Annotated in this window: 20 protein-coding genes; 12 read left to right on the forward strand and 8 right to left on the reverse strand. The window is 69.1% G+C overall.

Annotation, left to right across the window (positions count from 1 at the left end):
- Window positions 1–165 precede the first annotated feature (165 nt).
- Window positions 166–714, reverse strand: coding sequence for an XRE family transcriptional regulator (locus RMO97_RS03280; protein ID WP_310539113.1), 549 nt, complete (start codon window positions 712–714; stop codon window positions 166–168).
- Window positions 715–775: 61 nt separating this feature from the next.
- On the opposite strand from RMO97_RS03280, the gene RMO97_RS03285 reads away from it, so the two are divergent.
- Window positions 776–1,336: an arsinothricin resistance N-acetyltransferase ArsN1 family B gene (locus tag RMO97_RS03285; RefSeq protein WP_310539114.1), complete on the forward strand. Its 561-nt coding sequence runs from the start codon at window positions 776–778 to the stop codon at window positions 1,334–1,336.
- A 69-nt stretch (window positions 1,337–1,405) separates the two neighbouring features.
- Here the strand turns inward: RMO97_RS03285 and RMO97_RS03290 are convergent, their stop codons facing one another.
- Entirely contained in the window at window positions 1,406–3,247 is a 1,842-nt protein-coding gene (locus RMO97_RS03290; protein ID WP_310539115.1) for a tetratricopeptide repeat protein, read from the reverse strand.
- A gap of 353 nt (window positions 3,248–3,600) precedes the next feature.
- Window positions 3,601–4,488, reverse strand: a complete 888-nt coding sequence (locus RMO97_RS03295; protein ID WP_310539116.1) for a LysR substrate-binding domain-containing protein — start codon at window positions 4,486–4,488, stop codon at window positions 3,601–3,603.
- Window positions 4,489–4,542: 54 nt separating this feature from the next.
- On the opposite strand from RMO97_RS03295, the gene RMO97_RS03300 reads away from it, so the two are divergent.
- From RMO97_RS03300 to guaA, 5 genes are all read left to right on the forward strand, one after another.
- Entirely contained in the window at window positions 4,543–5,709 is a 1,167-nt protein-coding gene (locus RMO97_RS03300) for an MFS transporter (RefSeq protein ID WP_310539117.1), read from the forward strand.
- Between the two features lie 71 nt (window positions 5,710–5,780).
- The gene (gene guaB, locus RMO97_RS03305) at window positions 5,781–7,247 is read left to right on the forward strand and encodes an IMP dehydrogenase (protein WP_310539118.1); all 1,467 of its coding nucleotides are present in this window, start codon (window positions 5,781–5,783) and stop codon (window positions 7,245–7,247) included.
- A 4-nt stretch (window positions 7,248–7,251) separates the two neighbouring features.
- Complete coding sequence (locus RMO97_RS03310) at window positions 7,252–7,656, forward strand: MAPEG family protein (RefSeq protein ID WP_310539119.1); 405 nt, start codon at window positions 7,252–7,254, stop codon at window positions 7,654–7,656.
- Entirely contained in the window at window positions 7,649–8,947 is a 1,299-nt protein-coding gene (locus tag RMO97_RS03315) for an RsmB/NOP family class I SAM-dependent RNA methyltransferase (protein ID WP_310539120.1), read from the forward strand. The genes RMO97_RS03310 and RMO97_RS03315 overlap by 8 nt, the downstream gene beginning before the upstream one ends.
- Window positions 8,944–10,500 (forward strand): glutamine-hydrolyzing GMP synthase, encoded by a 1,557-nt coding sequence (guaA, locus tag RMO97_RS03320; RefSeq protein ID WP_310539121.1) that lies wholly within the window; start codon window positions 8,944–8,946, stop codon window positions 10,498–10,500. Before RMO97_RS03315 ends, guaA begins: the two co-directional genes overlap by 4 nt.
- Window positions 10,501–10,510: 10 nt before the next feature.
- Here guaA and RMO97_RS03325 read toward each other — a convergent pair whose 3' ends face one another.
- A complete protein-coding gene (locus tag RMO97_RS03325; RefSeq protein WP_310539122.1) occupies window positions 10,511–11,164 on the reverse strand; it encodes a glutathione S-transferase family protein in 654 nt (217 codons plus the stop codon).
- Between the two features lie 79 nt (window positions 11,165–11,243).
- On the reverse strand, window positions 11,244–11,750 hold the full coding sequence (msrA, locus tag RMO97_RS03330) for a peptide-methionine (S)-S-oxide reductase MsrA (protein WP_310539123.1): 507 nt from the start codon (window positions 11,748–11,750) through the stop codon (window positions 11,244–11,246).
- 184 nt (window positions 11,751–11,934) lie between these two features.
- Here msrA and RMO97_RS03335 point away from each other — a divergent pair, with 184 nt between their 5' ends.
- Window positions 11,935–12,174 (forward strand): hypothetical protein, encoded by a 240-nt coding sequence (locus RMO97_RS03335; protein ID WP_310539124.1) that lies wholly within the window; start codon window positions 11,935–11,937, stop codon window positions 12,172–12,174.
- A gap of 6 nt (window positions 12,175–12,180) precedes the next feature.
- On the opposite strand, the gene RMO97_RS03340 is transcribed toward RMO97_RS03335, so the two are convergent.
- Complete coding sequence (locus tag RMO97_RS03340; protein WP_310539125.1) at window positions 12,181–13,707, reverse strand: M20/M25/M40 family metallo-hydrolase; 1,527 nt, start codon at window positions 13,705–13,707, stop codon at window positions 12,181–12,183.
- A 321-nt stretch (window positions 13,708–14,028) separates the two neighbouring features.
- On the opposite strand from RMO97_RS03340, the gene RMO97_RS03345 reads away from it, so the two are divergent.
- Window positions 14,029–14,913 carry a 4-hydroxy-tetrahydrodipicolinate synthase gene (locus RMO97_RS03345; RefSeq protein ID WP_310539126.1) on the forward strand — a complete coding sequence of 295 codons (885 nt, stop codon included), beginning with the start codon at window positions 14,029–14,031 and terminating at the stop codon, window positions 14,911–14,913.
- A 126-nt stretch (window positions 14,914–15,039) separates the two neighbouring features.
- Here RMO97_RS03345 and RMO97_RS03350 read toward each other — a convergent pair whose 3' ends face one another.
- Complete coding sequence (locus tag RMO97_RS03350; RefSeq protein ID WP_310539127.1) at window positions 15,040–15,552, reverse strand: NUDIX domain-containing protein; 513 nt, start codon at window positions 15,550–15,552, stop codon at window positions 15,040–15,042.
- A 155-nt stretch (window positions 15,553–15,707) separates the two neighbouring features.
- On the reverse strand, window positions 15,708–17,558 hold the full coding sequence (gene ilvD / locus RMO97_RS03355; RefSeq protein WP_310539128.1) for a dihydroxy-acid dehydratase: 1,851 nt from the start codon (window positions 17,556–17,558) through the stop codon (window positions 15,708–15,710).
- Window positions 17,559–17,717: 159 nt separating this feature from the next.
- On the opposite strand from ilvD, the gene RMO97_RS03360 reads away from it, so the two are divergent.
- Genes RMO97_RS03360 through RMO97_RS03375 form a run of 4 tightly spaced genes read left to right on the forward strand, consistent with a single transcriptional unit; the run spans window position 17,718 to window position 19,200 of the window.
- Window positions 17,718–17,948: a helix-turn-helix transcriptional regulator gene (locus tag RMO97_RS03360; protein WP_310539129.1), complete on the forward strand. Its 231-nt coding sequence runs from the start codon at window positions 17,718–17,720 to the stop codon at window positions 17,946–17,948.
- Between the two features lie 59 nt (window positions 17,949–18,007).
- Window positions 18,008–18,271 carry a cupin domain-containing protein gene (locus RMO97_RS03365; RefSeq protein ID WP_310539130.1) on the forward strand — a complete coding sequence of 88 codons (264 nt, stop codon included), beginning with the start codon at window positions 18,008–18,010 and terminating at the stop codon, window positions 18,269–18,271.
- A 2-nt stretch (window positions 18,272–18,273) separates the two neighbouring features.
- Window positions 18,274–18,789, forward strand: coding sequence for a GNAT family N-acetyltransferase (locus RMO97_RS03370; protein WP_310539131.1), 516 nt, complete (start codon window positions 18,274–18,276; stop codon window positions 18,787–18,789).
- 60 nt (window positions 18,790–18,849) lie between these two features.
- Window positions 18,850–19,200: an ArsC family reductase gene (locus RMO97_RS03375; protein WP_310539132.1), complete on the forward strand. Its 351-nt coding sequence runs from the start codon at window positions 18,850–18,852 to the stop codon at window positions 19,198–19,200.
- Window positions 19,201–19,202: the final 2 nt, after the last annotated feature.

Raw genomic sequence — 19,202 nt, forward strand, 5'->3', positions numbered from 1 at the left:
GGCTCGCCGCTGGCCTCCAGTCCGCTCGCCTCGCTGCGCCCTCAGGTCGTCCGCGGCCCAGCCAGGATGATCGCGGCGCCCACGAGGCACACCGACGCCCCGAGGATGTCCCACCGGTCCGGCGTCCGATGCTCGACCAGCAATGGCGCCCGACCTCCGGTAAGGCTAGCCCCGCACAACGGCGACCAGATAGCGGGCCACAGCCTCGCCGTCGTTGCGATACAGGACATCGGCGGGCGGGCCGAACTCCAGCCGGTCGCCGGCGCCCAGCAGTGTGGTGTGGTCGCCCTCCACGACGGCCAGGCAGCCTTCCAGGACCCAGACCACCTGACGGATGAGGGCGTAGGAGGATGCGGGGACCGCTACCTGCTTGCCCGGAGGCATGTGCACCTCGACAAGCTCAAGCGGCATGGCCGGGCTGAGAAAGACCTGCCGACGGTGGTAGCCGGTCGTGGGGTCGGTCCAACCCGGCTGAGCGTCCTTCTGAAGAAACCTGGCGGACGCGCCCTGTTCGGCCATGAGTTCCGCCAGGGTCAGGCCCAGCGCGCCCGCCAGGCGCAGGAGGATGGTCGCGGTGGGGCTGGCCTCCTGGCGCTCCACCTTGCTCAGCATGGATTTGGAGACGCCGGAGCGTTGGGCGAACTCGGCCAGGGTCCAACCCCGCCGCGACCGCAGGTCGGCGATCCGCTGAGCAAGCTGCGCCTCGATATCCACTATATTGACTCTCCGTCCACTATTTGAGACGACCGTCTACGCGTTCCAGCGGGAGGGATCAATGGGTGGCTTGAGAGTAGCGCGGGTCGAAGACGCCAAGGCGATCGCCGACATCTACGCCCCCTATGTCCGCGACACGGTCATCTCCTTCGAGGACGTCCCCCCGACCCCCGCCGAGATGGCCGACCGCATGGCCCAGATCCTACCGACCTATCCCTTCCTGGTGCAGGAGGCGGCCGGCGAGGTCGTCGCCTACGCCTATGGCTCGCCCCACCGTGCGCGGGAGGCCTACCGCTGGTCGTGCGACGTCACGATCTATGCCCGGCCCGAGGTCCACGGGAAGGGGATCGGGAGAAGGCTCTATGGCGAACTGCTTGGCCTGCTTGAGGCCCAGGGCCTGCACATGGCCTACGGCGGAATCGCCCTGCCCAACGCCAACAGTGTCGGCCTGCACGAGGCGATGGGCTTCCGCCAGGTGGCCCTCTATCCCGAGGTCGGCTTCAAGCACGGCGCCTGGCGCGATGTGGGCTGGTGGGCCAAGACCCTGGCCAGCGCGACCGATGGGGCCGAACCGATCCCCTTTGCGGACATGCCGGCTCCGAGGTTCGCCCAGGCGCGCTGATGGACGTGTTTCTGTCCTCGTCTTTCCCGGCTTAGGCGCCGATGACCGGTTTCGACCCAACCCGGAAGTCTAGTCGGTCAGCTTTCGGGTCACGTTTTGCAATTCGGCCCGTTCCGCCGACGTGAGGTCGAGGGCGGCTGCCTGGGAGAACTGCGCCTTGGCTTCGGCGGCCTTCCCCAGCTTGGCCAGCGCCTCGCCCCACTTCAGGTGGAGCCGCCCCCATCGGGGGGCGAGCGGCTCCGCCTTGCGAAAGGCTTCCTCGGCGGCCTTGTCGTCGCCCAAGGCCAGCAGGGCCTCACCTGACCAGACCACCGGGTCAGCGTAGCGGGGCGCGAGCTTCTCCGCGCGACGGAACACCTGAAGCGCACCTTGGGCGTCGCCCCGCCTCAGCCGCTCGCGGCCCCAGTACAGCAGCGCGGTGATCTGCCCCGGATAGAGCTGGTCCATCGCGCGGAACGCTTGCTCGGCTCCGACGGTATCCCCTTGGCGTGACAATATCATCGCCCGGGTCACGGCGCAGAAGAAGCAGTCCACCGGCGTCGTCGCGATTACCTCGAGCGCGGCCTCCGGCTGGCCCAGTTGAACAAGCGAGAACGCTTCCAGCGCCAGTATCCGCGGGCTGGCGTCGCCGCGGGCCCGCTGTTCGCGTGCGATGGCGAGCGTCACCGGCCAGTTTTCCGAACTCACCTCGGTGTTCGGATACGGCGTCGCGGTAAGTCGCTGCGCGGCAGTGGTCTCGTGCAGGGCGGCCAGATAAAACGAATAGGTGTTACGATAAGTGCCTCCCGAGCCGGCATTGGCGCGCCCCACCTGGGGCCGCAGCAGCCGCGCGGCCGTGTGATAGTCGAATTCTAATGCGGCCAGGTTGGCGCGATAGCCCGCCCGGTACCATTCCGCGACCGCCCCGGGCTCGCGGCCAAGCCGCTTTAGCGCCTGCCGGGTGAGGACGATGCTCTCTCGGTTATGCCCCAGCGCATCTGCAACGCTGGCCGCGTCCCGCAGGGAGACCGCCCCTAGCAGCCGGTTCGGACCCTCGGCCGCCCGACGAAACCACTCGATGCCCTCAGCGTATCGGAACTCGGAGTAGGCGGTGATCTGGCCCAGGGCATTTGCGGCCGCCGCCCGTGTCAGCGGATCATCACTGGTCTTCAGCACCTGGGCCAGCAGCGGCTTGGCCTCCGCCCAGCGACCCTCTCTGTTGAGGTATTCCGCATACTGGACCGGCCGAGCTTGCCGGAACAACGCCTCGCCCGTCTGTCGAGCTAGCTCCGGCAGCTGCTCGGCTGAGCCTTCCGCCGTCACCGTACGGCCCACGCCGGTCCGCGCCGTGATGCGAACCCCTGTGGCCGTCTGCACCACCTCGCCGGTCAGGTGGGTCTCGTGACCGAGCCAGCGCCGTAGGAGGCGCTGCACGTCGTCCAGCGAGACGCCGGTCTGGGCCACCTCGATCTTGGTGTCCTGGGTCCAGGCGTCAGCAATGCGCACCGATTGCAGCGAGTTGGCGGCCCGGTCCAGCTCGCCCAGCCGGTCCAGCACGCCGCGCGCCACCACCTCGCCGGTCGCGCCGCGCGAGACCAGCGCCGGGGGTACGGAGAAGGCCTCCACGACCAGCCCATCCGACCGGCTAGCCTGCCACGCCATAGCCGCTAGTGCGCCCGCCACCGCCATTCCAGCGCCGCCCGTGAGGACCTTCAGGGCGAAGCTGGCCCGCTCGCTGGCGATCTGCCAGCGGCCAAGCTTCGTCTGGGTGCGGATCAGCTGCAGCTGTTCGGTCAGCACCTGGCTCGCAACGCCGTGCGGCGCTTGGCCCACCGCCTCCGCCTCCATCGCGATCTCGATGGGATCGGGCGTTGTGGGCGGGCGGGCCTTTCGCGAGCGTTTCGCCCGCGGCGTCGTCGTTCCGTCCGCCATGAGCGCAGCCCCCAAACCGCAGCCGTAACGGTGTTCGACTAGCAGCGGAACGTCAACGGTTCAGCTTAGACTGCATTGGGCGCTCGCGTCCGCTGACCACCGAGCCTGTGTAAAAACGCAGCCGGCGCGTTTTTCCGAGCAAGTATTTACCTATAGCGACGCCTCCAGGGCCAAGCCGCGCAAGATGAAGTCGCTCACGTCCCTTTACGCGGCAGGAGGTTGCGCGAGATTTTGGTCGCCGAGCGTTTTTACACAGCCTGCACCCTTCGTGGACACTCAGACGGTCTGTTTTGGCGCTTGAATCGCCGGGTTCTCCATCGCCAGCCGCCTTCCACGGCTCCTTTCCCGCGCCCCTAGGCGGGCGGCGCCTGCGTCCTGGCGCCCTCGGCCAGCAGCCACCCCCGGAACTGGTCCAGCGCCCGGCTGCTGACCCCTGGCGCGGCTAGCAAGGCGAACCCGCTCTGGGCCGGGATGAAGCCGAAGGGGGCGACCAGCCGGCCGCTGCGCACATAGTCGGCCACCAGGGGCCAGGGCATGACCGCCACCCCCAGCCCCGCGATGGCGGCGTCGAGGGCGAAGTGCAGGTGGGCGAAGGGCTGTTCGGGGGCCGGCGGCAGTTCCAGCCCGGCCAGGGCCGCCCAGATGGCCCAGCCCTGCGGGTGGGTCTGGGCCACAAGGCGCGGCGCCCGCAGGGCGTCGGGGAAACGCTGCGCCAGGCTCGGCGACATCACCGCGCCCAGGTGGCTGGGCATGAAGGCCGTCGCCAGGGGATCGGAGAGGCGGCTCGTCGGCACCAGCCGCACCACGGCGTCGGCGCCGCGTTGGCTGACAGCCTGGGGCGCCAGCTCGGTCAGATGCAGGCGCACGCCGGGATGGGCCTGGGTGAACCGCGACAGGCGGGGGATCAGCCATTTCACCGAGATGCTGGCGTTGACGGCGATGTGCAGGTCCTCGCCCCCGCCGCGCGCCTGGCGCACGGCGCCGGTGATCTGGTCGAAGGCGGCGGTCAGGGCCGGCAGTAGGGCCGCGCCCACCGGGGTCAGCTCCAGCCGGTGCTTGGGCCCGGTGAACAGCCGCACCCCCAGGCTCAGTTCCAGGGCCTTCACCTGCCGGCTGACCGCCGAATGGGTGACGTGAAGCTCCTCGGCCGCCAGGGTCGCGCGCCCGGTCCGCGCCATGGCCTCGAAGGCGCGCAGGGCGTTCAGGGAGGGCAGGGGGCCGAATGTGAGATTTTCGAACATCTCGTTCCCGATATGTCGATTTCCGTCATGAGGCAAACGGCGCACAAGCTGTTGATGGCGTCGAAACCTCACCCGCCCCAGACCGTGATCATGCTGGCCCTGGGGCTGGGGCAGACCATCGCCTTCGCCTCCAGCTTCTATCTGATCGGCGTGCTGGGCGACGCCATCGCCGCCGACCTGCGCCTGGCCCCCACCTTCGTGTTCAGCCTGATGTCGGTGGCCCTGGCCGCCAGCGCCTTGGCCGCGCCATCCGCCGGCCGCTGGATCGACCGTCATGGCGGCAAGGCCCCACTGCTGATCTCCAACCAGGTGTTCGCCGCGGGCCTTTGCCTCATCGGCCTGGCGCAGGGGCCTATCCTCCTGACCCTGGGCATGATCGTCCTGGGCCTGGCCATGGCCTTGGGCCTCTACGGCACGCCCTTCGCCATCCTGGTCACGCTCCATGGCGACCAGGCCCGACGCGCGATCACCGGGGTGGCCCTGATCGGCGGCCTGGGCTCCAGCCTCGGCTTTCCTGTCACCCACTGGCTGGGCCAGCAGTTGGGCTGGCAGGGCGCCTGTTTCGCCTGGGCGGCCCTGCACCTCGGGGTCTGCCTGCCCCTGGGGGCTCTGGTCATTCCGCGAGACCTCGGCGGCCACATGTCGGCCAATGTCGGTCCCCCTGCGCCGGTGGTCTGGGACCGCGCGATGATCCAGCTTTCCGTTCTATTCGCAGGGGCCTGGTTCATTTCCACCTGCATGAGCACCCATCTTCCGCGGCTCCTGGTGGCCTTTGGTCTCTCCGTGACGGCCGCCATGTCCACCGCCGCCCTGGTGGGCCTGGCCGCCGTCGCCATCCGGGCCCTGGAGTTCGCCGTCCTGCGCCGCTTCCCGCCGCTGCTGGCCACCCGCGCGGCCACCCTCATGCACCCCCTGGGCGCCGCGGCCCTGCTTACCTTCGGCAAGGTCGCGGCCCCCGCCATGGCGCTGGGCCAAGGCGCCGGCAACGGCATGCTCACCGTGTCCAAGGGGGTCCTGCCGCTGACCATTTGGGGGACTGAAGGATACGCCTACCGCTCGGCCCTGCTCAGCCGCCCGGCCCAGTTCGCCCAGATCGGCGGCCCGGCCCTCTACGGCCTGGCCATCGACCGCTCGCCGACCCTGGCCCTGACCGGCGGGGCCGCCCTCTGCCTGGTCATGTTCGCCATGACCTTCGGCCTCAACAAGGAGCCCGCCCCGTGACTCTCCTCGACGCTGCCCTTGCCCACCCCCGCCCCGACGCCTTATACGCGGCTCGCAAAATGGAGACTCCCATGGAGATTCGCGAAGGGCTCACCTTCGACGACGTTTTGCTCGAACCCGGCGCATCCGATGTGATGCCCGGCCAGGTGGACACCGCCACTCGGTTCACGCGCGAAATCCGTCTGAACATACCGCTTGTGTCCTCGGCCATGGACACCGTCACCGAGAGCCGCCTGGCCATCGCCATGGCCCAGGCCGGCGGTCTGGGCGTGCTGCACCGGAACATGACGCCGGACGAGCAGGCCGAGCAGGTCCGCGAGGTGAAGCGCTACGAAAGCGGCATGGTCATCAACCCGCTGACCATCAACCCCGACACTCCGCTCAGCGAGGTCCTGGCCATCAAGACCCGGCGCAAGATCTCCGGCTTCCCGGTGGTCGAGCCCGGCACCGGCAAGCTGGTGGGCATCCTGACCAACCGCGACATGCGGTTCGAGGGCTCCAGCGAGGTCCCGGCCAAGGCGCTGATGACCAAGGAGAACCTGATCACGGTGCGCGAAGGCTGCACCCAGGACGAGGCTCGCGCCCTCCTGCGCCAGCACAAGATCGAGCGCCTGATCGTCGTCGACGACGCCTACCGCGCCGTCGGCCTGATCACCGTCAAGGACATGGAGAAGGCCCAGGCCCACCCCATCGCCGCCAAGGACGCCCATGGCCGCCTGCTGGTGGGTGCGGCCTCCACCGTGGGCGACGGGGGCTATGAGCGCTCCATGGCCCTGGTGGACGCCGGCGTGGACGTGGTGGTGATCGACACCGCCCACGGCCACAACGCCGATGTCGCCGCCGCCGTGGTCCGCCTGAAGCGCGAGACCAACCGCGTCCAGATCGTCGCCGGCAACGTCGCCACCTACGAAGGCGCGCGGGCCCTGATCGACGCCGGCGCCGACGCCGTGAAGGTCGGCATCGGCCCGGGCTCCATCTGCACCACCCGCATCGTGGCCGGCGTGGGCGTGCCCCAGCTGACCGCCATCGCCGACGCGGTGCGCGCCGCGGCCGGCACCGACGTCCCCATCATCGCCGACGGCGGCATCAAGTACTCCGGCGACCTGGCCAAGGCGCTGGCAATGGGCGCTCAGGTGGCCATGATGGGCTCAGCCTTCGCCGGCACCGACGAGGCGCCTGGCGAGGTGTTCCTGTACCAGGGCCGCTCCTACAAGGCCTATCGCGGCATGGGGTCCCTGGGCGCCATGTCGACGGCCAACGGCTCGGCCGACCGCTACTTCCAGAAGGAGGTCTCGGCCCTGAAGCTGGTGCCCGAGGGCATCGAGGGCCAGGTCGCCTACAAGGGTCCGATCGCGGCCATCCTGCACCAGATGGTGGGCGGTCTCCGGGCCGCCATGGGCTATACCGGCGCCGCTGACCTGCAGGCCTTCCGCGACAAGGCCCGGTTCATCCGCATCACCGGCGCGGGCCTGCGAGAGAGCCACGTCCACGACGTCATGATGACCCGTGAGGCCCCCAACTATACGAGCCCCGTCTGAGACCATGAACGCAGCACCTGAACTTCAACTGATCGGCGCGGCGATCATCGTCGGGATCCTGCAGCTGTTGTGGGCGACCGCGGCGGCGCGGATGCATCCCGAGCAGGACCTCAAATGGGCGGCTGGCCCTCGCGACGAGCACCGGGTTCTCACCGGTGTGTCGGGGCGGCTGGACCGGGCGTACCGGAACTTCCAGGAGACCTTCCCCTTCTTCGTGGCCGCCACCTTCGCGGCCTATCTGGTGGCCAAGACCGGCGAGCTAACCCTTTGGGGCGGGCTGCTCTATGTGGGCGCGCGCATCCTCTATGTCCCCCTCTACGCAGCCGGGATCACCGGCCTGCGCACCCTGGTCTGGTTTGTCAGCATGATCGGCGTCGGCATGATCGTGGCGGCGATCTTCCTTGCGTGACGGCGGGCGCCTTTCGGCGGCCATCGAGGTGCTCACCGACGTCGAGCAGCGACACCGGCCCTCACGCCTGGCCCTGAAGTCCTGGGGGAACGACGCCCGCTATGCCGGCTCCAAGGACCGCGCCTGGGTCGCAGGCCTGGTGCTTGACGCCCTGCGCCGCCGCCGCTCCATCGCCTGGAAGATGGGTGACGACAGCCTCCGCGCCACGGTGCTCGGCGTGCTCAAGTACGAGTGGGACTGGCCCGTGGATCGCATCGCCGCCGCCGTCACCGAGGAACCCCACGGCCACGGCGCCCTGACCGACGCCGAGACCGCCGCCCTCGAGAGCCCCCGCGACCTCGCCGACGCGCCGCCGTCGGTGCGCGGCGACTATCCGGCCTGGCTGGAGGCCAGCTTCGCCCGCGCCTTCGGCGACGCCGCCGCGCTGGAAGGCGAGGCGCTCTCGGAGCGCGCGCCCATCGACCTGCGGGTCAATACGCTGAAGACCGATCCGGCCCGCGCGCTCAAGGCCACCCAGCCGCTGCACGCCGCCGCCGTGCCGGAGTTGGCCACCGCCCTGCGTATCCCCGCGCCCGCCGCCACCGACCGGGCCGGCGCCGTCGAGACCATCCCGGCCTTCTCCAAGGGCTGGTTCGAGGTGCAGGACCTCGGCTCCCAGATCGCCGCGGCCTGCGCGGGCGAGGTCAAGGGCGCCCAGGTGCTCGACCTTTGCGCCGGGGGCGGGGGCAAGACCCTCGCGCTCGCCGCCGCCATGGGCAACACCGGCCAGATCTACGCCTATGACAGCGAGGCGCGGCGCCTGGCCGACACCATCCGCCGCGCCGACCGCGCCGGCGTCCGCAATCTGCAGATCCGCTCCCCGGTGGAGGCCGACCCGCTAAGGGGTCTCGCCAACAAGATGGACGTGGTCTTCATTGACGCCCCCTGTTCCGGCTCCGGCGCCTGGCGCCGCCACCCCGACACCAAGTGGCGGCTCAGCGAAGAGACCTTCGCGCGGCGTCAGTCCGACCAGGACGCGGTGCTGGATATGGGCGCGACCTTCGTGAAGGCCGGCGGCCGGCTGATCTACGTCACCTGCTCGGTCCTGCCCGAGGAGGACGAGGACCGGGTCTCAGCCTTCCTGGCCCGCACCGAGGGCTTCGCGGTCAGACCCGCCACCGCCGACGAACACCTGATCGCCCGCCTGACTCCGGAAGGCTATCTCCGCCTGACCCCCGCCACCGCCGCCACCGACGGCTTCTTCGTCGCGGTGCTGGAGCGAACCCAACCTCTCGCCGACAAAGCCCCATGACCCCCACCCACGAACGCGTCCTGATCGTCGATTTCGGCAGCCAGGTGACCCAGCTCATCGCCCGGCGCCTGCGTGAGAGCGGGGTCTTCTGCGAGATCCATCCCTACGACAAGGTCGAGGCCATGCTGGCCGATTTCGCCCCCAAGGCGGTGATTCTGTCGGGCGGCCCGGCCAGCGTCCACGAGGCCGAGAGCCCCGCCGTCACCCGGCGGGTCTTCGAGCTGGGTGTCCCGGTCCTGGGCATCTGCTACGGCGAGATGACCATGTGCGCCGAGCTGGGCGGCAAGGTCGAAGGCGGCCATCACCGCGAGTTCGGCCGCGCCGAAATCAAGATCGAGAAAGCCTCGCCCCTGCTGGCCGGCCTCGGGAATGTCGGCGATCTGGAAACCGTCTGGATGAGCCACGGCGACAAGATCACCGCCATACCGGAGGGCTTCGAGGTGGTCGCCTCCTCGCCGGGCTCCCCCTATGCGGTGATCGCCGACGAGGCGCGCCGCTTCTACGGCATCCAGTTCCACCCGGAGGTGGCCCACACCCCGCGCGGCGCCCAGATGCTGAAGAACTTCACCCACGGCATCGCGGGCCTCACCGGCGACTGGACCATGGCCTCCTTCCGCCAGGAGATGGTGGCGAAGATCCGCGACCAGGTCGGCGACGGTAAGGTGATCTGCGGTCTGTCAGGGGGCGTCGACTCCTCGGTGGCCGCGGTCCTGATCCACGAGGCGATCGGCGCCCAGCTGACCTGCGTCTTCGTCGACACCGGCCTGCTGCGCCACAACGAGGCCGAGCAGGTCGTCACCCTGTTCCGTGACCACTACAACATCCCGCTCATCCACGTGGACGCCGGCGACCTTTTCCTCGGCGAGCTGGCCGGCGTCAGCGATCCCGAAGCCAAGCGCAAGACCATCGGGCGCCTGTTCATCGAGGTCTTCGACAAGGAAAGCGCCAAGATCGAGGGCGCGGCCTTCCTGGCCCAGGGCACCCTCTATCCCGACGTGATCGAGAGCGTGTCCACCAGCGGCGGTCCCTCGGCGGTGATCAAGAGCCACCACAATGTCGGCGGCCTGCCCGACTACATGAAGCTGAAGCTGGTGGAGCCCCTGCGCGAGCTGTTCAAGGACGAGGTCCGCGCGCTCGGCGTCGAGCTGGGCCTGGCCCCGGCTTTTGTCGGCCGCCACCCGTTCCCCGGCCCGGGCCTGGCCATCCGCATCCCCGGGGAGATCACCCGCGAGAAGGTCGCCGTCCTCCAGCAGGCCGACGCCATCTATCTGGATGAGATCCGCAAGGCCGGCCTCTATGACAAGATCTGGCAGGCCTTCGCCGTGCTGCTCCCGGTCAAGACCGTCGGCGTCATGGGCGACGCCCGCACCTATGAGGACGTGCTCGCGCTGCGCGCCGTCACCTCCACCGATGGCATGACCGCCGACTTCTTCGAGTTCCCCTGGGAGGTCCTGGGCCGCTGCGCCACCCGGATCATCAACGAGGTCCGCGGCGTCAACCGGGTGGTCTATGACGTCACGAGCAAGCCGCCGGGCACGATCGAGTGGGAATAGGGCGCCGGCCCTAGCCTCTCAGGAGGTCCGCCGCCGCGAAGTGCGCCATCTGGTCGGCGTGTGCCTTCACGAAGGCCGGGCGGGCCTCGGCGCGCGTGACGTAGGCCTTGGATGCGGGATGGGCCGCCAGGCCGTCGAAGCGGTCCACCAGGCGCAACACATCGGCCATTAGGATGTCGGCGATGGAGAAGGCGCCGGCCAGCCACTCCCGTTCCGCCAGCACAGGCTCCAGATGGGAGAGCCGGCTGGTCTTGAGGAACCCGTCGAACAGCTTCCAGACCGCTGTGTCCTGGCTTTCGCCGGTGAACTGCAGGAGCGACCACGGCAGGCTCGCCATCTCGACGGAGTTGAGCGCGGCGAACAGCCATTCCTTGACCTCATTGCGGCCGCGCCGATCCGTGGCCATCAGCGCCTCGCTGAGTTCGCCCAGGTGCAGAAGGATCGCGCCGCTCTCGAAGATCGAGAGGTCGCCGTCCGTCAGCCACGGCGCCTGGCCAAAGGGCTGATGCGCGAAGTGCCCAGCCGGCCGATCTTGGAAAGGCGTGCTCTCGACACGGTAGGGGAGGCCGGCCTCCTCCAGGGCCCAGCGCACGCGTAGGTCCCGCACATAGCCCCGCGGCCCATCCGGAACCCAGTCGAAGGTGGTGAGGATCAGCTCGCCCATCCGGCCTCTCCAGTCGCAGTCGATAGGTCACGACACCGCGAGCGGCGCAGGCGGTTCCGACACCGGCTTCCGCATCACCTCATGCCGGGGCGCGGACCGGCAGCTTCCAGCCTGGCCGCACGAAGTGGCAGGTGTAGCCGTTGGGAATGCGCTCCAGGTAATCCTGGTGCTCCGGCTCGGCCTCCCAGAAGTCGCCCACCGGTTCGACCTCGGTGACAACCTTGCCGGGCCAGATGCCCGAGGCCTCGACGTCGGCGATGGTGTCCACGGCCACCTGCTTCTGCGCCTCGTCGGTGTAGTAGATCGCTGAACGGTAGCTCAGGCCGATGTCGTTGCCCTGGCGGTTCTTGGTGGTGGGATCGTGGATCTGGAAGAAGAACTCCAGCAGGGCGCGGTAGCTGATGCGCGCAGGATCGAAAATGATCTCGATGGCCTCGGCGTGGGTCCCGTGGTTGCGATAGGTGGCGTTCTTCACATCGCCGCCGGAATAGCCGACCCGGGTGGAGATCACGCCGTCATAGCGGCGGATCAGATCCTGCATGCCCCAGAAGCAGCCGCCGGCCAGCACCGCACGTTCCTGACTCATCGATCTTCTCCTTCAATATTCGGCGACCCTAGGAGGCCGGCCGCCTGAGGCCAAGCCCGGTTGATGGCTAGATGGGGTCCTTGGCCGCCGATCCAAGCCTCGCCTTCGGCTGAACCGCGCCCGGACGGCGAAATTCGGCCACACCGGCGTGATCTCTGCACGCTCCACAGACGCGGAGTTTCCCATGCGCCCGAGCTTCCTGATCCTCGCCGCCGCCTTGGCCGCGGCCTCCACCGCCATGGCGGCGGAGGGCCGGTTCATCCATCCGGCCGACACCAACAAGGACGACCGCCTGAGCAAGGCCGAGTGGGCCGCCTATAAGCTGCCGGCCGCCGACTTCGCCAAGGCCGACAAGAACGCCGACGGCCTGATCGATGGCCACGAGTTCGGCGCCTGGCATCTGGCCCGGCAGACCGCGAAATAGCCGCGCCTACTTCGCCGCGGCGATCTCGTAGAGGAAGTCCACATAGCTCATGGTCGACCCCACCAGGCCCTGAACCCTCGGGTTGCTGGACTCGATCACGTAGTACTCGTTGGGCGCATGCGCCCCACTGCCGTGGCCTAGTCCGAACTGGCCGGCCGGCAGGCTGACCGGCGCCGAGGTGAAGACCGACCCCGGCCACGAGCCGGCGAGGCGCGGATAGATGGTGGTCGGCACATTGTTGCGCTTGTAGGTGGCCAGCTCGGCCTTGATCAGCCGGCTGTTCTCGTCGGTCTCGGTGGGGTCATAGCCGCCGCTGACATTGACCTCGATGTCCTTGAATCCGCGCTTGTCCAGGTGGGCGCGCAGCTTGGCCACCGAGTCCTCGGCGGTCATGTTGGGCACCAGGCGCAGGTCCATCTTGGCCACCGCCCGGCCGGGCAGCACGGTCTTGCCGCCGGGACCGGTATAGCCCGACACCAGGCCCTCGATGTTCACCGTCGGCTGTGAGGCCAGCCGCTCCAGGGTCGTCTCCCAGGGCAGGTCGTCGATGAAGTGCTCGACCCCCAGCGCCTTCTTGGCGTCGGCCTCGCTGAGCTGCTTGCCGGCCAGGGCGATCAGCTCCTTCTCGCGGGGCGTGAGGGGGCGGACCTTCTCGAAATAGTTGTCGATGGCCGGATTGTTGCCGTCCGGGGTGACGAGAGTCGTCAGGGCCTGCACCAGACGCCAGGCGGGGCTGTCGACGCGGGCCTTCTCGCTGGAGTGGATGTCGGTCTTGGGACCCCGGCCCCACTTGGCGCCGCTGGCCACCAGTTCCAGCTCCACGATGCCCTTGGCGCCCAGGTTGACCGTCACGCCGCCGTCGCTGGGGCTCTGCCAGCCGGCCGGGATGATCACGCCCTCGCACCTCTTCAGGGCGGCCAGGATGTGAGGCTTGGTGACGATCTGGCGGAAGTGGGGGCTGCCGATCTCCTCCTCGCCCTCGCAGATCAGCACCAGGTTCACCGGCGGCTTCTTGCCGGCCGCGCGGAGGGCGTGCAGCCCGGCGAGCAAGGCGGCCTGGGGCCCCTTCTGGTTCACCGCGCCACGCCCGACGATCACCTTGCCGAAGCCGGGCTTGTCGACGATGCGCGCCTCCAGGGGCGGGGAGCTCCATTCGGCCGGGTCGTACTGCTTCACGTCGTACATGAAGTAGATGCCCATCCAACGCTTGGCGCCGACATCGAGGGTGGCGAACACGCCGGGAGCGCCCTCGGTGGGCACCTTCTCGACGTGCTGGAAGCCGGCGTCCTTGGCCAGGGCCGCCATGTAGTCGGCGCCCTTTTCCATATCGAGGTTTTCGGCGGCGATGGAGGGCAGGGCGATCCAGTCCTGGATGCGCTTCACCGAGGCCGCGTAGCCCGCCTCGGCGGCCTTGCGGATGGCGGGCATGTCGCCGCTGGCGGCGAAGGCCAGGCTGGGCGTGAACAGGGCCGCGGCCGCGCCTCCGGCCAGCAGCGTGCGGCGATCCGTGGCGACGGTTCCCAGGTTCGACATCCCAATCCCTCCAGGCCTGAATGGCGGAATAGGACTGTCATATTCCGGGTCCGGCAAGCGCGATCTGGCGGAGCAATGTTCGACCGGGGCTGGGACAAGCCGCACCCGAAGGCGAGCTTCGCCTTGACGCCTACGGGCCGATGGCTCATCTCGCAACCATGACCCGCTGCGCCGCCAACGCCCGCGCCAAAAAACAGGCCCTCGACAGGGGTCTTGGCTGGTCTGTGCGCGTCCCCTAGGGGACGGCCGACACCATCAAAGAGACCCCGCCGGTGCGACGGGGTCCAACGCTTCCGTCTCCGGCCTTGCAAGGAGACGATCATGACACTTCCCCATCCCCGCTATCAGGGCGTCTGGCTGCCCATGGTCAGTCCGTACAAGGATGGTGACCTGGACGAGGCCTCAGTTCGCCGCATGGTGGCCCGCTACGCCGGCCAGGTGGACGGCATCATCCTGGCCGCGACAACAGGCGAGGGGTTGGCGCTGTCCCGCGACGAAGTCCGCCGCCTGGCTGATTGGACCGCGGAGGAACTGGAGGCGGCCGGAAAGGGCGCTCCCGTGCTGATCGGCCTCGGCGGCGCAGTGACGGCCAATGTCGTCGAGGCGGTCCGCGCGGCCGAAGACCTGCCCGCCGACGGCCTGCTGATCGCCTGTCCCTACTATGTCCGTCCGACCCAGCAGGGCCTGCGCCTGCACTTCGAGGCCATCGCCGAGGCCACGACCCGTGACATCCTGGTCTACAACATCCCCTACCGAACCGGGGTGAACATGGCCAACGACACCCTGCTGCGCCTGGCCGAGCGGCCCAACATCGTCGGCGTGAAGGACTGCTGCGCCGACCCGGGCCAGTCCCGCGACCTGATCGCCCGCAAGCCGGACGGCTTCTCGGTGCTCTGCGGCGAGGACGCCGGTTTCCTCTTCGCCCTCCGCCAGGGCGCCGACGGCGGCGTCGTCGCCTCGGCCCACCTGCGGCCCGAGATGTTCCGCGATATCCACCGTCTGGCCAGGGACGCGCGCTGGGACGAGGCCGGACGTCTGTGGGCGGAGGTCGCCGCCATCCCGGACCTGCTGTTCGCGGAACCCAGCCCGTCGGCCCTCAAGCACGCTCTGTGGCGCACGGGCCTGATCGACACCCCCGACCTGCGCCTGCCCATGATCCCGCCGAGCGCGGAGCTCGCCGGGCGAGTGGAGGCGTTCTTGGCCTAAGGCCAGACCACCAAACTCCGCTCATCCCCGCGAAAGCGGGGACCCAGGCTTTTTCTGTTGGTCAGCGCTCTTGGATAAAACACATGGGTCCCCGCTTTCGCGGGGATGAGCGGACGGGGGGTGGTCTCAGATCAACCCCGCCTCCAACATCGCCCGCCGGAAGATCGGCTCCCAACCCACCTCGATATGTATCTCCGACACCAGCGCCTCGGCCGGCACGATCCGCCGGTGACGAATCTCGAACTGCGGCGTCCAGGGCAGCACCTCAACCTCGCCCCGCCAGACCGACCGGACCAGGACGAGGCCGGCTTCCGGACCCTCGACGCACTCAGACCGGCAGAAGCCCAGCAGCCGGGCGTCGCCGACCACCGAGCAGGTCTCCTCCAGCATCTCGCGCCGGAAGGTCTGCTCCCAGGTCTCGTCGCCCTCGGGACGGCCGCCGGGCCACTCCCAGCGGACGCCGTCTTGGCTGACCAGCACAACCTCCCCGTCCTCGGTGACGCAGAAGCCGCACGCGCCATGCCGCGTCCCATCAGGCGACGTGGAGGGCTGATGCCATGCCGTGCGCCAACCGCCGCCGCTGGCGTGCACGGCGAAGGTCTCTCCGTCGCGGGCGATGGGGAGAACGGCAATCTGCACGGGGCCCTCCGGGACGCGGGATTGGCGCCTTCCTCTACGAGGTTGGGCGCCAATTCGATGTCCATGCGAAACAAATTTCTTCCGCCATGTCTCGCCAGGAGCCGACGCCTCGTCGACGCGCCCAAGAGACGGACCTCGAAGCGGAGCGTGGTCTCCTACCGCTTCTGATCCACGTCCCGCACCGCGCCGCGCGCGGCGCTGGTGGTGAAGGCGGCGTAGGCGCGCAGGGCCATGGAGACCTTGCGTTCGCGCTTGGCGGCCGGGGTCCAGGCCTCTGCGCCCCGGGCCGCCTGGGCGGCGCGGCGTTCGGCGATCACGGCGTCGCTCACGGCAAGGTGGATGCTGCGCTCCGGGATATTGATCTCGATCGGGTCGCCGTCCTGCACCAGGCCGATCAGCCCGCCCTCGGCGGCTTCCGGCGAGACGTGGCCGATGGAGAGGCCCGAGGTGCCGCCCGAGAAGCGGCCGTCGGTGATCAGGGCGCAGGCCTTCCCCAGGCCCTTCGATTTCAGGTAGCTGGTGGGATAGAGCATCTCCTGCATGCCCGGTCCGCCGCGCGGCCCCTCGTAGCGGATCACCACCACGTCGCCGGCCTTGATCTTGCCGGTCAGGATGGCGCTCACCGAGGCGTCCTGGCTCTCGAACACCCGCGCCGTGCCGGTGAAGACCAGGATGCTGTCGTCCACGCCGGCGGTCTTCACGATGCAACCGTCCAGGGCCAGGTTGCCCTTCAGCACCGCCAGGCCGCCGTCCTTGGAGAACGCGTTCTCGACATTGCGGATCACCCCGCCGGCCCGGTCCAGGTCGAGGGCGTCCCAGCGGCGGCTCTGGCTGAAGGCGGTCTGGGTCGGCACGCCGCCGGGCGCGGCCTTGAAGAAGGTGTGGACGCTCTCGCTGGTGGTGCGGGCGATGTCCCACCGGTCCAGGGCCTCCCCCAGAGTGGCGCTGTGGACGGTGGGGGTGTCGGTGTGCAGCAGGCCGCCGCGCTCCAGCTCCCCCAGCAGGGCCATGACCCCGCCGGCCCGGTGGACGTCCTCCATGTGCACGTCGGACTTGGCCGGCGCCACCTTGGACAGGCAGGGCACCCGGCGCGACAGCCGGTCGATGTCGTCCATGGTGAAGTCCACCTCCGCCTCATGGGCGGCGGCCAGCAGGTGCAGGACGGTGTTGGTGGAGCCGCCCATGGCGATGTCCAGGCTCATGGCGTTCTCGAAGGCCTGGAAATTGGCCACCGAGCGCGGCAGGACGCTGACGTCGTCCTGCTCGTAGAAGCGCCGAGTGATGTCCACCACGGTGTGGCCGGCCTCCAGGAACAGGCGCTCGCGGTCGGCGTGGGTGGCCAGAACCGAACCGTTGCCGGGCAGGGATAGGCCGAGCGCCTCGGTCAGGCAGTTCATCGAATTGGCGGTGAACATGCCCGAGCAGGAGCCGCAGGTGGGGCAGGCCGACCTCTCGATGGTGGCGACATCCTCGTCGGAGACGTTCTCGTCGGCGGCGGCGACCATGGCGTCCACCAGGTCCAGCGCCACTTCCTTGCCCTTGAGGATCACCTTGCCGGCCTCCATCGGCCCGCCGGAGACGAAGACCGTGGGGATGTTCAGGCGCAGGGACGCCATCAGCATGCCCGGCGTGATCTTGTCGCAGTTGGAGATGCAGACCATGGCGTCCACGCAGTGGGCGTTGGCCATGTACTCGACGCTGTCGGCGATCAGTTCGCGGGACGGCAGGCTGTAGAGCATCCCGTCGTGGCCCATGGCGATGCCGTCGTCCACGGCGATGGTGTTGAACTCCTTGGCCACGCCGCCGGCCCGCTCGATCTCGCGGGCCACCAACTGGCCCAGGTCCTTCAGGTGCACGTGGCCCGGAACGAACTGGGTGAAGGAGTTGACCACCGCGATGATCGGCTTGCCGAAGTCGGCGTCCTTCATGCCCGTGGCGCGCCACAGCCCGCGGGCGCCGGCCATGTTGCGGCCATGGGTGGAGGTGCGGGAACGGTAAGCGGGCATGACGGTCTCAAGGGCTCTGGAGCGGAGACGTGCACATGGCGTGATCATCCCGTGATGTCCATGCTTGGGGTAAGCTTTTGCCGACCTGTGGGCCTGGCGCCGCGCTCTTGGGTTGATCTCACCTTTGTCGTCTCATATTCGAGACGTATGGATACTTTAGTGGATGATTCCGGAGCGCTGCTCGCCAACCGCCTGAGGCTGGAGCGCGACATGCGCGGCTGGTCACTCGCTGACCTCGCCGAGCGCTCCGGGGTCTCCAAGGCCACCATCAGCAAGATCGAGCGCCAGGAGGTCAGCCCCACCGCCGTGATCCTGATCCGGCTGGCCGGCGCCTTCGATCTCACCCTGGCGGCCTGCTGCTCCGCGCCGAGGGCGGCGGCGAGCGCCTGACCCGGGCCGCCGACCAGCCGGTCTGGCGCGATCCCGAGACCGGCTACCGCCGCCGCCAGGTGTTCAGCCGCCCTGACCACCCTGTTGAGACTGTCGAAGTCGAACTGCCCCCTGGCCAGCGCGTCACCCTGCCGGCCTCGTCCTACGCGCACATCCGACAGGTGGTCTGGGTGCGGTCCGGCGACCTGGTCATCCACGAGGGCGGCGACCGCCACGAGCTCGCCCCCGGCGACTGCCTGGGCTTTGGCCCGCCCGGCGAGGTCACCATCGCCAACGAGGCCGTGCAGCCCTGCACCTACGTCGTCGTCCTGGCCCGGAGCTGACCATGATCCAGATGCTCGACACCACCCACCGGGACGCGCTGAGCGACCTGCTCATCGAGGCGGTCACCAGCGGCGCGTCTGTCAGCTTCATGCACCCCATCAGCCGGGAGACGGCCGACGCCTTCTGGGACCACGCTCTCGCGGCCGCCGCCCGGGACGAGCGCGTCATCCTGGGCGCCTTCGACGGTGAGGCCCTGGTGGGCACGGTGACCCTGCTGCTGGACTGTCCCGACAACCAGCCGCACCGCGCCGAGATCGCCAAGATGATGACGCGGCTCAGCCACCGGGGCAGGGGGATCGCCACCGCCCTGCTGCGGGAGGCCGAGCGCCTGGCCGTGACCAGGTCCCGAACTCTGCTGGTGCTGGACACGGCCACGGACGGCGGCGCGGCCCCGCTCTATGAGGCTATGGGGTTCAAGCTCGCCGGGGTGATCCCGGACTATGCCTATAAGCCGCATGGCGGGCTCAGCGGCACGGCGATCTACTGGAAACAGGCCGGGACCTCAGGTCCAGCCTGACATCTCCAAGTCGCGCTTGGGCCGGTAAGCTGGCCTCCGATTCGGACGGGGAGCGCCACGATGGGAAAGACCAGGATCCACGGCATCAAGGCCTGCGACACGATGAAGAAGGCCCGCGACTGGCTGGACGGCCACGGCGTCGACTACGACTTCCACGACTACAAGACCGCTGGCGTCGACCGCCCCACCCTGGAGGGGTGGGCCGGCCGGGTCGGATGGGAGGTCCTGCTGAATCGCGCCGGAACCACCTTCCGCAAGCTGCCCGACGCCGACAAGACCGGCATCGACCAGGCCAAGGCCATCGACCTCATGCTGGCCCAGCCCTCGATGATCAAGCGCCCGGTGCTGGAGGTCGGCGGCGAGCTGCTGGTGGGCTTCAAACCCGAGACCTACGCGGCGAAACTAGGCTAGTC

The organism is Phenylobacterium sp. (assembly GCF_031425575.1).
In the GTDB taxonomy this organism is placed as follows: Bacteria; Pseudomonadota; Alphaproteobacteria; order Caulobacterales; family Caulobacteraceae; genus Phenylobacterium.